The sequence below is a fragment of the Bacillus sp. REN10 genome (assembly GCF_016820555.1).
Lineage (GTDB): Bacteria > Bacillota > Bacilli > Bacillales > Domibacillaceae > Bacillus_CE.
This window is the reverse complement of record NZ_JADHDW010000003.1, coordinates 346,245-361,367: the sequence shown is the minus strand read 5'-3', so window position 1 is coordinate 361,367 and position 15,123 is coordinate 346,245. Positions and strand designations below refer to the sequence as shown.

The window sequence follows — 15,123 nt, the reverse complement described above, 5'->3', positions numbered from 1 at the left end:
TTTTCCGACGGTAATCGTGGTGTAATCCACAAGAAGCAGATGTTTAGGCATGTTCAACGTGCGGCGAGTGGCTCGGTTACATTTTTCATCAACTGGTAATCAAGCTGGTCCATCTTTTTAGAGTTGACATCAACGAGACCCGCCGATGAGCGGACATCTGCACAAGTCGATGGAGTCTCTATATCAAAAAAGAAAATTGTACGTTTCGATTATATTTAAACCGGTTCCTCATGCGATAAGGAACCGGTTACGATAAAAAGATTTACACTAAATTGATTACATAATCATTTAAAAAAAGTATTGTTAGTTTACCCAGCAATCTCAGCCGAAGTGAGCACACCATTAATATTTCCATCGACAATGATCGAATGTCCCCAAAACATATCTCCATCCGAAAAGAACAACACAAACTCACCTTCTGGATAAACGATGATGCTGTTTAAGGTGATCAATTCCATAAACATTTCCTTTGTGATTTCATCTACTTCTGCATCCTCATTGTCCTGTAGCCAGTCATTTGCTAGTTCTACTAGTTCTTCTGCGGCATACATACTGATTTTCATGCTCCATGCACTTTGTTCTTTGAAAAGTGCATATGCTGTTTCCATGGCGGACTTCATCATGTGTGGATCTTCATGCCAGTCAAAACATAAATAGCATTCTTCACCAGCCCAAGAAATTCTCTTTTCAAAAGTTTTCACTCTTTTATCAAGTTCAAACTCGCCCAACATTTCGTCATGATAATAAACCGGTTTCATTGCCTCTTGTAAGATGTTTTCCAACTCATCATCTTTATAGGGTGTTTCTAGCACTTTAACAAGCATCATTGAATTTTCTGACTTGCGCACTTGTAATTTTACAACTGTATTTGCTTTCAAAATGTCTTTTGATTTTTTCCATTCTGCATCATCAACCAACCATGCGAGTCGCGTTTCTTCTTTTGTAATTGTTTCATTTTTATGTAAATCTTTCCATGCAATTAAATCAATTGACGCCGTCCACAGAATACTATCACCGCCTCTTGATGCACCAATTCCTAATGCCCCTGTAACAGCTGCCACCTCAATCACATTTTCTGTGAATCTGCTTTCAAATCTACTTTGTTCACTTGATTGACTCAATTTAATATTCATTCCTTTCATCACACTTAAGCACAAATCTTATTGAAAGTACTTTTTTACTCTATCGCGTCGTCTATTGTCCCAATAGCTGCCACTTGTTCATTCTTTAATAAAATCCCTAACCCATGATTCGAATCCCAAGTGCATTCAAATGTAATGCCTATTTTTCTTAATCCTGTAGCTTCTCTTTCAGCAATAAATAAGCCCATGTCTTGTAATAGGGAACTTAACTCTTCTTTTTTACCGATCACAGGTGCTACTTTATCCTTGTTGCTTTCCGTATTCTCATAGCTTCGATAAATTTCGAAATTCTCTTGGTAATAAGCAAAAATCGCATTCTCCACTTCTTTTAAAATCTCATCTTTATGATCATAAAATGTAGTTAAAGCATCGATCTGCTCATCTTGAAAGTGTCCGGATGTATCTTCTTCAAATTCGACACCTTGTTCGTATTCTTCATCATACTCTACGATATCGATATTCACATCAAACTCTTGATTAAAGATAATAAGTTTGTCTTTCTTTCTCCAAACACATTGATCTTCCTCGAATGTAAAATAGCCCAGTAATTCATGGGTGATTTCTTTCATCAATAATCTCCTCTTTACTTCAGAAATTTTCGTTTTATATGTTAACAAATAAGTCCAATTTTTATAAAAAATGATAAAATTATTATAGCAAAAGGAAGGAGACTGTTAAAGTGTCTCGTTTATAAATCTATGATAAAAAGATTTAATTTTAGTTCAGAGGTGAAACAATTGGAAAGTAAACCATATGTATTAGAACATGGAACAGAGTTTGATAAAGAAACATTAATACAAGAGTTTTCGAACATTCAAAGTGAATTATTACCCAAGGTGAAACTAGAGAATCATTTTCAAAAAGATGAGCTACAATTGATTGCCGGGGTAGATTTAGCTTATTGGGATGTAAACGGCACAACGTATGGGACGTGTTGCATTGTTGTGATCGATTATCATACAAAGGAAGTGGCTGAAACTGTATATAGTCATGGAGTGGTCACTACTCCTTATATCCCAGGTTTTTTAGCTTTCCGAGAGTTGCCGTTAATATTAGAGGCGAATGAGAAGTTAACAAAATCCCCAGATTTATATATGTTTGATGGGAATGGATACTTACATGATCGTCATATGGGTATTGCCACGCATGCCTCTTTCTTCTTAAATAAACCGACGATTGGCGTAGCAAAAAGCTATCTTAAAATTCAAGGAATCGATTTTATTATGCCGGAAAATGAAATGGGTGTGTACACTGATATTTTTATCAATAATGAAATCTATGGCCGAACTTTGAGAACGACCAAAAATGTGAAGCCGATCTTTGTTTCTTGCGGAAACTGGATTGACTTAGACACGAGTACGGAAATTGTGATGAACTGCATCAATAAGGAAAGTCGCTTACCGATTCCTGTGAGATTAGCAGACTTAGAGACACATAAAATGAGAAAGCAGTTGTTATCATGAGTTTTTCTAGAATAAATATAAAGAGTAGTAGAGAAGGCTAAAGCAGGCTTGAAAGCCCCCCAAAACGGAGTATTTCTTTCCGCATAGTTGTTTCCATAGTAATTTAGATTATTTTTCGTTTTGGGGAACGATGAATGTTTATCTTTTACTTCTTTTTTCAAACCATCCAAAAGCGACTTCTGCCTCAATGATTTCAGTATCAGGTGTAACTAAAAAAATAATAAATGATCCGCCACTGTCAAAAATGTATTTTCCATCCTCGTCACTTGTTAACGTGCTTTGTGGTGGTACAATTCGTTTAAATACATTGACTCCTTTTTGAAGAACCCCTTCAACGAGCTCTGCAAATTTAATTTTTACTTTTGGTCTTGGGAGCGGAGAAAGAGCGGTATTGGCAGGAGATACCTTATTGGAAGTCATTGCTGTACCGGGTAGTATGGGGTTAAACCAAATTTCAGCTGTAAAAGGTTGGTTAGAATGATTGGTAATGGTAAATGCATTGACAAATAAATCTACATTTGAACCACAAGGGTTAACTAAACCTCCCCAAGCATTTTTTCCATTTCCTAAACGAATGGTTTCCGTTTGCCCAACAAAATATTTTCCTTGTAAAGATTGAAATAGAGGATTAGGTATGTTTACAGCTTTAATAAATTGATCAGTTTTATTATATTTTGACATGAAAAATCCCTCCTTTATTAGTAAAGTTTATGTATAGTGATAGATCCTGCTTGGATAAGTATGGAGTTTTGTAAAAAATCCTTTTTTACTCTAGGTGATTGTCATGAAAACCGCTCTAAAAGAGAAAGCTATAACAATACCATCGAAAGAAAGATTGGGGAATTTCGCTATGTACCATTATGAAAAAGGAAGACAAGACGATATTGCTTTTGTTTTTTCTTGTCCGGGAGCTGTTGAAGAAATGGAAGGAAGGCCAGCTGCTGGGCGAACGGGAAAGAATCTGGAACGGTTGCTCTCTATTTTAAATAAAGAATACAGGAAAGACATCAGCTGGACGCGAAACGATATTACGATTACGAATGCTTGGAGTCATGTGGAGTATAAAGCGCGTAGTGGAAGAACGGAAGCAACTGTGAGAGAAGTGCTTTCAGCGGAAAATCTTCGCCGCTTATGCGAAGAAATTAAGCATGTGAAAACGGCGATTATTTGTTCTGGAGAGAGGGCAGCGGCATCTATTTTTAGGTTGGTTAACGAAGAAAAATTGAATCCCTCTGTTCAAGTGGCAAAGATTAGACATTTAGGTTTGCGATCGTTGAATCAAATTAAAAAAGATATCCATGGTGAGCCCATTATATTAATTGATGAAGCTAAGAAAACGGGCTACTCCCCAAAAGTATTAAAGCAAATGGGGAGGGAGAATACAGAAAAACGCTTGCAAGTTGTAGCTTAGGAATTAATAAATGAACTAAGAGGTCATGATGAATAGCTGTCATCATGATCTTTCAGCTATCTTTATAAATCTCATGTTGAATGATTGGCATACTATTTCTTTTTCTCATTCAACAAATACCTTAACTGTCTAGTACTGATTCCTAGTCGCTTCGAAGCTTCCTTTCGATTGCCGAGCGTTTCTTTAAGTGATTTCATAATAAAAGCTTTCATCGCTTCACGTTCTAACTGTTTGATCTTTTGCTGAATGTCATCGAGTTTCGTTTCTTCCGGACTGTGCCAAGCTTCCAGTAACTGTTGTTGCCACGTTTGCACATAGGTTTCAAAGTTTGCGGCAGGTAGCGGCAGGGAAGCGGCCACAGGGCGGCGAAGCAATTTTTCAGGAAGCAGTTCTGGCGGGATGACCGTCATTTCTCCATCCGCTAGGGCGATCGTTCGTTTCAGAACATTCACCAATTCCCGGACATTTCCGGGCCAGTCATAGTCACAAAGGATGGACATTGCTTCTTGGGAAAAAGTAAGGGAGACGTTCGCTTGTTTAAAATAAAAGTCAATCAGCGCAGGAAGGTCATCTTTTCTTTCTCTTAACGGAGGGATCGTCAATTTAATGACGTCGAGCCGATAAAGCAAGTCTTCCCGGAATATCTTTTCTTTGACCGCTTCATGCAAATCAACATGTGTGGCGGCAATTAAGCGAGTATGCGTCCGTTCGGTGATTTCACTACCGACTTTCATGTACTCGCCAGTTTCTAATACACGCAGCAATTTCACTTGGACGGAAGCGGAGGCTTCCCCAACTTCATCAAGAAATAACGTCCCTTTAGAAGCCACTTCAAAGTATCCTTTCCGATCCTTTAAGGCGCCTGTAAATGCCCCTTTTGTATGTCCGAACAATTCGCTTTCTAATAAACTCTCTGAAATCGCCCCGCAGTTAATTCCAACAAATGGTTCTTTCGCTCGCTTGCTCGCTTCATGGATAAAGTGAGCAAGAACTTCTTTCCCAGTACCCGTTTCCCCTTGAATGAGTACGGTTATATTTTTTTGAGCAAATTTATAAGCGAGCATAAATAGCTGTCTCATTTGCGGATTATTTCCTATAAAGCAGTTTAGTTTTTTTGCGATATGTAAAACCTCTTGATGAGAGGAAGGGAGCTGTGTGTCGATTAATTGCTCAGCTAACTTCTCAATCTCAGTAATATCGACGAATGGCTTCTCGATAAAGTCACTTGCCCCAATTTGAATTGCTTCCACCGCCATTTTAACGGTGCTGTATCCAGTCATAATAACTGATTGACAATGTGGCTGAGCACTCCTTAATGCCCGTAAAATATCTAACCCGTTCCGATCAGGCAAGCGAACATCAATGAAAGCCAGATCAAAACGCTGATCGGCTACTAATTGATCAAATTCCGACCCGCTCACTCCATGTGTCACTTGATGCCCTTTCTCTGCCAGTAAATGAGTGAGAAAGCGGCCTACTTCTATTTCGTCATCAATGATTAAAATGTGTGCCATCGTTTCACCTGCTTTTCTAAAGATGAAGGGAAATTATGTGAGCGGAAGCAACAGTTGAAAACAGCTACCCTTGCCAAGTTCGCTAGTAACGGTTAATGTTCCGCTGTGGGCTTCCGCAATGCCAAGGCTGACAGATAAGCCGAGACCAGTCCCGTGAACTGCTGATTTCGTAGTAAAAAAAGGATTAAAAATCTCGGTCATTTGTGACGGTTCGATGCCGCAGCCGTTATCTGCGACCGTTAAGGATACCCATCTTGTTCCCTCTTGTTCTACTTGCTTCGTTTCAATATCAATTCTTTTTTCACCTGTGCGCCTCACTAAGGCGTCTTTTGCGTTAATCAAAAGATTTAAAATGATTTGTCCGATCTGCTGCAAACTTCCTTCAATCGAAGGCAAATCGGGCTGTAGCGCTGTTTTGATGCTAATATTTTCTTTGCGGATTTGATTGCCGACCAGACTTAACGCTTGTTCTACTGCTTCATTGACGGAGCATTGCTCAAACAGAAATTCCTCTTGTCTTGAGAAGGTCAGCAAGCTACGAATAATGTTTCGACAGCGAATCCCACACTGGTGAACATCAGCTAACAATTTATAAGTAGAATCATTTTCTTGGTATTTTCGCAATAGCAGTTGAGCGTTACCTAAAATAGCGGTCAACGGATTGTTTAATTCATGCGCGACTCCAGCGGCCATTTCGCCGAGAGCCGCCAATTTTCCGGAGTGAAGAAGCTGGGCTTCAAACCGCCGTTTTTCAGTGAAATCCTTTAAATAAATGATGCCTGCATATAAGTCACCAGCATCATTGAATACCGGGTAGCAAGAACAAGTCAGCACTTTTTGCTGGAGAGATAATTCTCCATCAACTGGTGTTCCGGTGTTCATGCTTTCTTGAAAAAAATTCATCTCTATCGATGGGAATAAGAGCTCTTCAATCGGTTGACCATCAAATGAAGCTTGTTGAAAGAAATTTTTGGCCGCTTCATTACATTGTAAAATGTGACCATGCACATCAACGATAAAAATGATGTCCGACACAGCTCGGAATGTTTCCTCCCAATGCTGGTGACTGACAAGTACTTCTTTGTAAAGTCTCGCATTTTCAATACAAACAGCAATTTGATCGGACAATTGCTCGAAAAAGACTTGATCAGAAGAATGATTCCAGCCTTTTTCTTTTGCCCCTAACGTTAATACGCCGATCGTCTTTTCTTTACTAATTAAAGGGAATACCCATATGCTCATGATTTGTAGCGAAGACAATCTTTCTTCAAAATAAGTCCCGTCGATGTTGCTTATTTCGTAATAGCTAGGCTGACCACTTTGGAAGGCATTCCAATAAAGCGAGTGATGTTTTGGAAAAACAGTATTTGGTAGCAATACGACCGAATCAGCTGGGTACACATTAGATAGTACTAGTTCTTGACCATTATAAAGAGAGAGGCTGACCCGTTGGATCGGAAAGATCGTCTGCAATTTGTCCATAATATGCTTGAGCATTTGATCCATCGACATATTAATATTAAAGCTTTTAGTAACATCATTAATGATTTCAAGCTGCATGTTTTTCTTTTGTAGTTCGTAAACGGTCTTTTTTAGTTCGGTATAATAGTTTTTTTTAGAGGATTGAACACCTGTTAATAAGTCAATCATTTGCTTTTTGCTCATATCACTCACCTAGAATCCTTTTCGTAATAGTTCCTCTACCTGTTGGACGTTAATGTCGCGAGGATTTGTAATCATACACGCATCCTGTAAAGCGACTTTAGCGACTTGTTCAATCGCTGCTTCTTCAAAGCCCATCTCTGATAGACGCTGAGGAGCACCGATATCTAAAGAGAGTTGCTTCACATGGGCAATTGCTTTTCTTCCTGCTTCTTGAGGAGATAATCCTCGAATGTCCTCTCCTAATAGTTGGGCGATCTCCATAAATTTGTTCGGAGAAGCTAAGAAATTAAACTCCATCACATAAGGCAGTAAAACTGAATTAACGTCGCCATGGAGCATCGGATATTTCCCGCCGATCGCATGGGACATCGCGTGGACCGCCCCTAAAACTGCATTGGAAAAAGCAAGTCCTGCCTGCAAACTCGCCATTGCCATCTTTTCTTTTGCTTCTTTGTTGTATTTGGAAGCGACAGAAGGACGTAAATATTGAGCGACGAGCATCATTGCGTTTTTTGCTTGTACATCTGTCAGCGGAGTAGCTGCTAAACTAACAAATGATTCAATGGCATGAGTCAATACATCGAGTCCGGTAGAAGCGGTCAGTTTTTCGCTTTTAGTTGCCAATGTTTCTGGATCAATTAAAGCGATATCTGGTATCAGTGACTTAGAAACGATCGTCATCTTTTTTTGCTGTTTTGAATCAACAATGACGGAAAACTGAGACACTTCAGAGCCAGATCCTGCTGTCGTGGAGACCATGACTAACGGAGGAAGAGGAAGGTCGATCCGATCGACTCCTTCATAATCGGAGATATTGCCACCGTTAGAGGCTAAAATGGCCACGGCTTTAGCTACATCAATGACGCTTCCACCTCCAACACCAATAATTGCATCACATTCTTGCGCTATATAAACACTGGCTCCTTTTTCAGCTTCAAAGTCTTTCGGATTAATGGTAATATCGTGGTAGCAAGCATAGCTTAAACCGGCATCCACACAGCTTTTGATCACAATTTCTAGCCATCCAGCTTGAATAACTCCTTCATCAGCAACAATTAACACTTTTCTCGCGCCTAAGCGAAAACAGCATTCTCCTGCTTGGTGGATGGCCCCGTTTCCAAAAATGACTTCAGGCATCACAAATTTGTTCATCTTAGTAGCACCTACCTTTTAATCGTTGTTTATTCGCCATAATCACTGAAATTTCCTTTAGGATTTTGACAAAATTAGACCTATTTTAGGGGATGATGACATGTGTTTAATTAATTTTCAATTTCAGCAGCATCCAAACTACAAATTAATTGTCGCTGCCAATCGTGATGAATTTTTAGCTCGTCCGACAAAGCGAGCTCACTTTTGGGAGGACGAACCGAAAGTATTAGCTGGTCGTGATTTAGAAAAAATGGGCACATGGCTGGGCATGACAACATCGGGACGATTTGCCGCGTTAACGAATTTCCGTGATCCGTTAGAGAAAACGGACGGAAAGTGCTCCCGCGGAGAGATTGTTCGTTCTTTTTTAACAGGAGAGCAAGAGCCACAAGCTTTTTTGCGTGAGTTAAGTCGGAATAAAAACGACTATCCGAGCTTTAATGTGATTGTCGGAACAGCCGATTCATTATGGTACTATAATAATCATCAAGATGAGATAGTTAAGATTACTCCAGGGACTCACAGTTTAAGTAACGCCTTTTTACATACATCTTGGCCAAAAACAGAGAAGGGAAAGGTAGGATTAGAGAATTGTTTACATAATCAAGTTATTGTCGATCCTGATTGTCTCTTCATATTGTTGCAATCGGAAGAGCAAGCGACGGATGAGGAGCTTCCGCAAACAGGTGTTTCTTTACAGTGGGAACGTCTGCTTTCTTCGATGTTTATTAACAGTGAACAGTATGGCACCCGATCTTCTACCGTGCTTACCATTGATCGAAATGACCGCGTGCAGTTTATAGAAAGATCGTATACAGATGGACAATATGTAGCGGAAGAACAATTTCATTTTTCTATCGAAACAAAATGAGGCCGATCCTTTTGGATGAGCCTCATTTTATATTAAGCGGATATGTTAGCTGATGATGGCAAAAGACGAGCTGATTGCAATCGTTTCCGAGCAAGAATGCCGATCCAAGCAGCTAAGATCGCTTTGATAATACCTCCGATAATAAATGGAGCAAATCCGCCAGCAAATGCTTCTGCCCAAGAAAGGCTCGCCATTACTTTTAGCCAAGCGGTTCCAAAAGCTAAGTTAATCAACATTCCAATCACATTAGCAATAAATGCTTGTGTGACCGTCGCCGCTGTTTTTTCAATATATAAACCGATAATAAAAGCTGAAAAAATGAAGCTAATAATGTAGCCACCCGTTGGACCGAAAATGACGCCCATTCCAGCACTCATACCGGAAAATACCGGAACACCTACTGCCCCAATTAACATATAAACAATCGCTGATAACGCGCCGTACCTTGAGCCTAAAATGGTAGCCGCTAAACCAACGGCCAAGGTTTGCCCTGTGATCGGAACTAATGGCAGTGGAATCGTTACTTGAGCCATAATACCAATGATTGCTGCAAACAAAGCCGTCGTCAGCATCATTCTTAACCTTTCATGCTGTTTACTCATTTTTCCAACCTCCTATAATAACAAAACAATTAGATGATAACAAATGTTAACGTTATTTTAATGAATGGTAACATAAGTTGTCAACCAAATATTATTTTGGTTGACTATATTAATAACAATATGTGTAAAATTCAAAAATAAAATCTAAAAAGTTCGCCATTAAGAGACAAAACCACAACCGTTTGGAAGAAAAAAAGAATAAGATTATAATAAAATGTCATAAATACAAGCAGATAATGTGATTTATTAGCAATCCTCGCAAAAATATCAGTAAATGTAGTACTTTATCAGTCAAACCACAGCGTAGAAAAGAGGTTTATCAATGCAGGTAGGGGTAGGGAGTTGTTTTGGAACATTTGGGGAGTTAGCACAAGGAGAAATTAAGGGGAAGCCGTTTTTATTTACATTTCCATGTCCTTTATATAGTGAAGCGAAATTTACACCAGCACAAGTAGGTTCATTAATGGGAGAAACAAAAGGAAGAAAATTGGCGTTTATAGCTGCTGAACGTACATTGCAATGGTTAGGATGTCCGCCCAGTGGATATTTATCCATTACTTCGTCTATTCCAGTTGGCAAGGGAATGGCGAGCAGTTCTGCAGATATTACTGCGGCAATCCGTGCTGTTGCGACTAGCTTTCATACAATGTTGTCACCGGAGCAAGAAGCCATGATTGCGGCAAGCATTGAGCCAACGGATGGCGTAATGTATGAAGGAATTACCGCTGTCAATCAGCAAACAGGCGAGCTGTTGCAAGCGTTTCCCGATGCGCCGAAGTTTGTTTGCATCGGCTTTGACAGCGGAGGAACAGTGAATACACGCCTTTTTCATGGCAATAAAAAAAGCTATAACGAAGCGGAGAAACGAACGCTCGATCATATTTTTCACCAAATGGCATCAGGGCTTCAAGAACGTAATGCCGAACGAGTGTTGCAAGCAGCTACAAAGAGTGCGAAAGTGAATGAACGATTTTTACGCAAATCGAACCTCCATCTTTTTTTACAATTAGCTGAAGTAGTCAACGGCGGAGTGATCATCGGACATAGTGGGACTGTCATCGGCTTGCTTCTTGATGCAAATGATTCGCTTCTTATAAAAAAACAGCAGGAAGTGATTGAAAGAGTTCGGATCGAAACGGGATGGAAGCCGCTTCTAGTTTTTGAAAAATAAAAAAAATTGTTGTCAAAATGAAGTGGTTACTGTTAATCTTAAGTTAGTGTTCAAATAAATGTCATAATTTAATTAAATAATGAGGTAAGAGTGCCCTTTGTTCAAGAAAAGGGATAATAGGGAAATCGGTGAAAGTCCGATGCAGCCCCCGTTACTGTAAGCGGTGATGAAATTGTCAAAACCACTGGTACCAAATGGTGCTGGGAAGGGACAAGAGTAAAGTGATCCGTAAGCCAGGAGACCTGCTTTTATCTATTGCATCATTCTTCGGAGGGAAGAATAGGATGATTGTATAGAGCGAACGAGCTGTCTGCTGGCAGTTTACGAATCACTACGCAAAATCCTTAACTTCTTTTGGAAGTTAAGGATTTTTTTGTAATTAAAATTAGTTTCACATTTATTTTCTATGGTCAGTTTTAGGGATAATTTAAAACAATGTAAGAAAGGGAACGATCATATGACGACTTGGAATCTGAGGGAAATGAATCATCATGTATTGATTTGCAATGGATCGAGCTGTATGCGAAAAGGCGGCGAAGAAGTCACGCAGGCGATTCGCGAAGAAATTAAAAATAGAGAGCTCGATGTGCGCGTCCATACGTCAAGAACGAGATGCAATGGCCGCTGCAAAGATGCCTGTGTCGTCGTCGTGTATCCAGAAGGAGCTTGGTACCACGAAGTTGATGAGGATTTAGCGAAAAAAATCGTCGGTCAGCACTTGCAAAACGGTGAGCCTGTGAAAGAAGCGTTAACTTATACATATAATGGAAATGGTATGGATCTTTTAAATGATCGTGTGAAAGGAATTGAGAAAGACCGCGAAGTGAAAAAAGCGGCTCAGTGAGGAGGGTGTCTATTATGAGAGGGAAATTACTGTTAGTCGGTTTCGGTCCGGGCAGTGAAAAGCATATTACTGATCGAGCGAAAGAGGCGTTGCAAGAGAGCGACTACATTATTGGTTATAAGACGTATGTAGAACTGATTGCTGATTTTATTGAAGGTAAAGAGGTGATCAGCACCGGGATGTCGGAAGAAGTCAGTAGGGCGCAGGCAGCGGTGAAATATGCCGAGCAAGGAAAAAAAGTAGCCGTGATTTCAAGTGGAGATGCGGGCGTATACGGGATGGCGGGTCTTGTATATGAAGTGCTCGTGGAAAAAGGTTGGAAAGAAGCGGATGGAGTAGAAGTAGAAATTATTCCTGGTATTTCCGCGATTAACTCTTGTGCCTCTTTACTAGGTGCACCGGTTATGCATGATGCTTGTACCATTAGCTTGAGTGATCACTTGACTCCGTGGGAATTGATTGAAAAGCGCATTGATGCGGCAGGACAAGCTGATTTTGTGATTGCGCTATATAACCCGAAAAGCGGAAAGCGAACAAGGCAAATTGTAGAAGCGCAACGCATTTTATTAAAATACCGCTCTCCTGATACCCCAGTTGGTCTTGTGAAAAGTGCGTATCGCGATCGGCAACAAGTCGTGTTAACAACGTTAGCAGACATGCTTGAGCATGATATCGGTATGCTGACGACAGTCATGATCGGGAACTCGACGACATTTATTTACGATAATAAAATGATTACCCCAAGAGGATATCAGCGAAAGTACACATTAACCTCTGAGAAACAGCCACTGAGACCGCATGAACGATTAAAACGCGAAAATGAACCATGGGCGCTTCACCAAGGGCAAGAAGAAGCGCCGCCTTTATTTGAACTTGGAATGAAGGCATTACAGTTATTAGATAAGAACAAAGAAATTCCAGTCAAAGAAGTCGCATTTCCAGCAGCCATCAAATCAATTTTTGAAGTGGCTGTTAGTCCAGGTGTAGCGAATAAAAAATTTACTGCTCAACAACTGCTCGTCCTATCAGCTGTCGCTGGAGACGAAGGCTCTGTTGAATACACGCCTCACCACCAAATCATTTTACGTGTAGCGACAGAAGATCCGCAACAATTAACTCTCCAATTGCAAGAAGCCGGCTTTATCGTTTCTCCTGTCGGCGATGTGTTAGCGATCAAAGCGTGTGATTTTTGTGATGGCGAGAAGAAGGATGCGATTCCATATGCGGAGGAATTGCAAGAAAAACTGGGCGGCATGGAGTTACCGAAAGAGCTGAACATTGGGATCAACGGTTGCGGGATGGCTTGTTATCAAGCAGTGAATGATGATATCGGAATTGTGTTCCGAAAAGGGAAATTTGATTTATTCCTTGGTGCGAAGCCAGTCGGAAGAACGGCTCATGCTGGTCAGCCAGTTGCGGAAGGAATTGAACCGAATCAAATTGTTCCGCTCATCGAAAGAATTGTTGCGGAATACAAAGAAAAAGGGCATCCGAACGAGCGCTTGTTCAAGTTTTTCAAACGGGTGAAACATATTCAAGGATTTGAATATCGCAATATGGAGCCGAAAATTATGATTGAACCTGCACCGTGCGGGGATTAAAGGAGACGATCGAATATGAAAGCGGTATTATTTGTGGGTCATGGAAGCCGCGACCCAGAAGGTAACGAGCAAATTAGAATTTTTGTTAATCAGTTAACGCCTAAGTTAGATAATCAACTAATCATCGAGACTTGCTTTTTAGAATTTGAACGTCCGGATATTGCCAAAGGCATTGATGCTTGCGTAGCCAGAGGAGCGACATCTGTTGCCTTAATTCCGTTAATGCTGCTTCCGGCAGGACATTCCAAAATTCATATTCCAGCGGCCATTGATGAAGCGAAAGAAAAATATCCCGCTGTTGAATTCACGTATGGAAAGCCAATTGGTATTCATCATGAAGCGATTGGAATTTGCAAAAGCCGCCTTGAAGAAATCGGTGAAAATGTCGCTGAACCGCGAGAAGGGACAGCTGTCATTTTACTTGGGCGTGGAGGCAGTGATGCAGATGCGAACAGCGATTTGTACAAGATTGCGAGACTATTATGGGAAAAGGCTTCTTACTCGATTTTAGAGCCTGCTTTTATCGGGGTGACGTCTCCGAGTTTAGAAGAAGCAGTGGAAAAAACGATTCGCCTCGGAGCGAAAAAAGTCGTTGTGTTGCCGTATTTTCTCTTTACAGGCATTTTAATTAAGCGTTTGGAAGGGATGATGACTCAATTTCAAGCGGCTTATCCGGGAGTGGAATTCGCATTGGCTGAATATTTTGGCTTTCATCCAAAGCTCGAGTTAGTTGTGCAAGACCGGATTGATGAAGCACTAAGCGGAGATGTGTATATGAACTGTGACACTTGCCAATATCGTTTTGAAGCGATGGAGCATATTGATCATCACCATCATCATGACCATGATCACGATCATCACCATCACGATCATGACCACGACCATCATGATAAAGAGGGAGTGGCAACAGCGAAATGATTTTATTCATTGCGGGAACGAGTGATGCAAGAGAACTGGCGATCACTCTTCAAGAACAAGGGAGAGATCTGATCGCAACCGTGGTGACAGAAAATGCATTGAAAGAGCTACAGCAATCGGGGATCAAGGCAGTGGCTGGTCGCATGGATGCCGAAACAATGCAAGCTTTTATTAAAGAGAAGGACATGAAGGGGATTGTTGATGCGAGCCATCCATTTGCGGAAGAAGCTTCAAAAAATGCGATGGCAGCCGCGAATGCAGCGAATATTCCTTACATTCGTTTTGAACGGAAAGAACAAAATTTTGAAGATTCTTCACTCGTTACATATGTATCCACGTATGAACAAGCAGCGGAAGAAGCAGCGAAGAGAAAAGGCACGATCATGCTGACAACGGGTAGTAAAACGTTAGCGATTTTTACAGAAAAGTTATTGTCGAATCCGGATATTCGTGTAGTGGCTCGAATGCTTCCGCGTAAAGATAATATGGAAAAATGCGAGCAGCTCGGCTTGCCGCAAAAAAATATTGTCGCGATTCAAGGGCCGTTTACAACTGCTTTTGATAAAGCGTTGTATCAGCAATATGAAGTGACTTGCATGGTCACAAAAGCGAGCGGAGCCCGCGGATCTGTAGATCAAAAGCTAGAAGCGGCGAAAGAATTGGGCATTGAAACCATTGTAATTGAGCGGCCGGAGATGGAGTATCAAAACCGATGCTCAAGTTTTGAAGAAGTAGTGGATTACTTACATGCATTTCAAATTTAAAGGAG

The 15,123-nt window shown here is 40.6% G+C and carries 15 protein-coding genes and 1 riboswitch; of the genes, 8 read left to right on the top strand and 7 right to left on the bottom strand.

The window, feature by feature from the left end:
* Window positions 1-308: 308 nt before the first annotated feature.
* Together IRB43_RS07245 and IRB43_RS07240 are read right to left on the bottom strand one after the other, a co-directional pair.
* Window positions 309-1,142, bottom strand: a complete 834-nt coding sequence (locus IRB43_RS07245) for a DUF2262 domain-containing protein (protein ID WP_203362763.1) — start codon at window positions 1,140-1,142, stop codon at window positions 309-311.
* Window positions 1,143-1,177: 35 nt separating this feature from the next.
* Complete coding sequence (locus IRB43_RS07240) at window positions 1,178-1,711, bottom strand: DUF6985 domain-containing protein (protein ID WP_203362762.1); 534 nt, start codon at window positions 1,709-1,711, stop codon at window positions 1,178-1,180.
* Between the two features lie 168 nt (window positions 1,712-1,879).
* Between IRB43_RS07240 and IRB43_RS07235 the strand changes: the two genes are divergently transcribed.
* A complete protein-coding gene (locus IRB43_RS07235; protein ID WP_238941866.1) occupies window positions 1,880-2,605 on the top strand; it encodes an endonuclease V in 726 nt (241 codons plus the stop codon).
* Window positions 2,606-2,743: 138 nt separating this feature from the next.
* Here IRB43_RS07235 and IRB43_RS07230 read toward each other — a convergent pair whose 3' ends face one another.
* Window positions 2,744-3,286: a DUF6143 family protein gene (locus tag IRB43_RS07230; protein WP_203362760.1), complete on the bottom strand. Its 543-nt coding sequence runs from the start codon at window positions 3,284-3,286 to the stop codon at window positions 2,744-2,746.
* Window positions 3,287-3,389: 103 nt separating this feature from the next.
* Between IRB43_RS07230 and IRB43_RS07225 the strand changes: the two genes are divergently transcribed.
* Window positions 3,390-4,016, top strand: coding sequence for a uracil-DNA glycosylase family protein (locus tag IRB43_RS07225; RefSeq protein ID WP_203362759.1), 627 nt, complete (start codon window positions 3,390-3,392; stop codon window positions 4,014-4,016).
* A gap of 92 nt (window positions 4,017-4,108) precedes the next feature.
* On the opposite strand, the gene IRB43_RS07220 is transcribed toward IRB43_RS07225, so the two are convergent.
* The 3 genes from IRB43_RS07220 to IRB43_RS07210 are packed head-to-tail and all read right to left on the bottom strand — an operon-like array spanning window position 4,109 to window position 8,347.
* Window positions 4,109-5,530, bottom strand: a complete 1,422-nt coding sequence (locus IRB43_RS07220; RefSeq protein ID WP_203362758.1) for a sigma-54-dependent transcriptional regulator — start codon at window positions 5,528-5,530, stop codon at window positions 4,109-4,111.
* 33 nt (window positions 5,531-5,563) lie between these two features.
* A complete protein-coding gene (locus IRB43_RS07215) occupies window positions 5,564-7,195 on the bottom strand; it encodes a GAF domain-containing sensor histidine kinase (protein ID WP_238941865.1) in 1,632 nt (543 codons plus the stop codon).
* A gap of 9 nt (window positions 7,196-7,204) precedes the next feature.
* Window positions 7,205-8,347, bottom strand: a complete 1,143-nt coding sequence (locus tag IRB43_RS07210; protein WP_238941864.1) for an iron-containing alcohol dehydrogenase — start codon at window positions 8,345-8,347, stop codon at window positions 7,205-7,207.
* A gap of 100 nt (window positions 8,348-8,447) precedes the next feature.
* Between IRB43_RS07210 and IRB43_RS07205 the strand changes: the two genes are divergently transcribed.
* Window positions 8,448-9,218, top strand: a complete 771-nt coding sequence (locus IRB43_RS07205; protein WP_203362756.1) for an NRDE family protein — start codon at window positions 8,448-8,450, stop codon at window positions 9,216-9,218.
* A 32-nt stretch (window positions 9,219-9,250) separates the two neighbouring features.
* Here the strand turns inward: IRB43_RS07205 and IRB43_RS07200 are convergent, their stop codons facing one another.
* Window positions 9,251-9,820 (bottom strand): biotin transporter BioY, encoded by a 570-nt coding sequence (locus tag IRB43_RS07200; RefSeq protein WP_203362755.1) that lies wholly within the window; start codon window positions 9,818-9,820, stop codon window positions 9,251-9,253.
* 322 nt (window positions 9,821-10,142) lie between these two features.
* Here IRB43_RS07200 and IRB43_RS07195 point away from each other — a divergent pair, with 322 nt between their 5' ends.
* The 5 genes from IRB43_RS07195 to cobK all read left to right on the top strand — a co-directional run bounded on the left by IRB43_RS07195 (window position 10,143) and on the right by cobK (window position 15,118).
* Window positions 10,143-10,991, top strand: coding sequence for a GHMP family kinase ATP-binding protein (locus IRB43_RS07195; RefSeq protein WP_203362754.1), 849 nt, complete (start codon window positions 10,143-10,145; stop codon window positions 10,989-10,991).
* A 71-nt stretch (window positions 10,992-11,062) separates the two neighbouring features.
* Window positions 11,063-11,255, top strand: a riboswitch (cobalamin riboswitch).
* 193 nt (window positions 11,256-11,448) lie between these two features.
* Window positions 11,449-11,835, top strand: coding sequence for a (2Fe-2S) ferredoxin domain-containing protein (locus IRB43_RS07190; RefSeq protein ID WP_203362753.1), 387 nt, complete (start codon window positions 11,449-11,451; stop codon window positions 11,833-11,835).
* A 14-nt stretch (window positions 11,836-11,849) separates the two neighbouring features.
* Entirely contained in the window at window positions 11,850-13,436 is a 1,587-nt protein-coding gene (gene cobJ, locus IRB43_RS07185; RefSeq protein WP_203362752.1) for a precorrin-3B C(17)-methyltransferase, read from the top strand.
* Window positions 13,437-13,451: 15 nt separating this feature from the next.
* Complete coding sequence (locus IRB43_RS07180; RefSeq protein WP_203362751.1) at window positions 13,452-14,354, top strand: sirohydrochlorin chelatase; 903 nt, start codon at window positions 13,452-13,454, stop codon at window positions 14,352-14,354.
* Complete coding sequence (gene cobK, locus IRB43_RS07175; RefSeq protein WP_203362750.1) at window positions 14,351-15,118, top strand: precorrin-6A reductase; 768 nt, start codon at window positions 14,351-14,353, stop codon at window positions 15,116-15,118. Before IRB43_RS07180 ends, cobK begins: the two co-directional genes overlap by 4 nt.
* The last annotated feature ends 5 nt before the right edge of the window (window positions 15,119-15,123 follow it).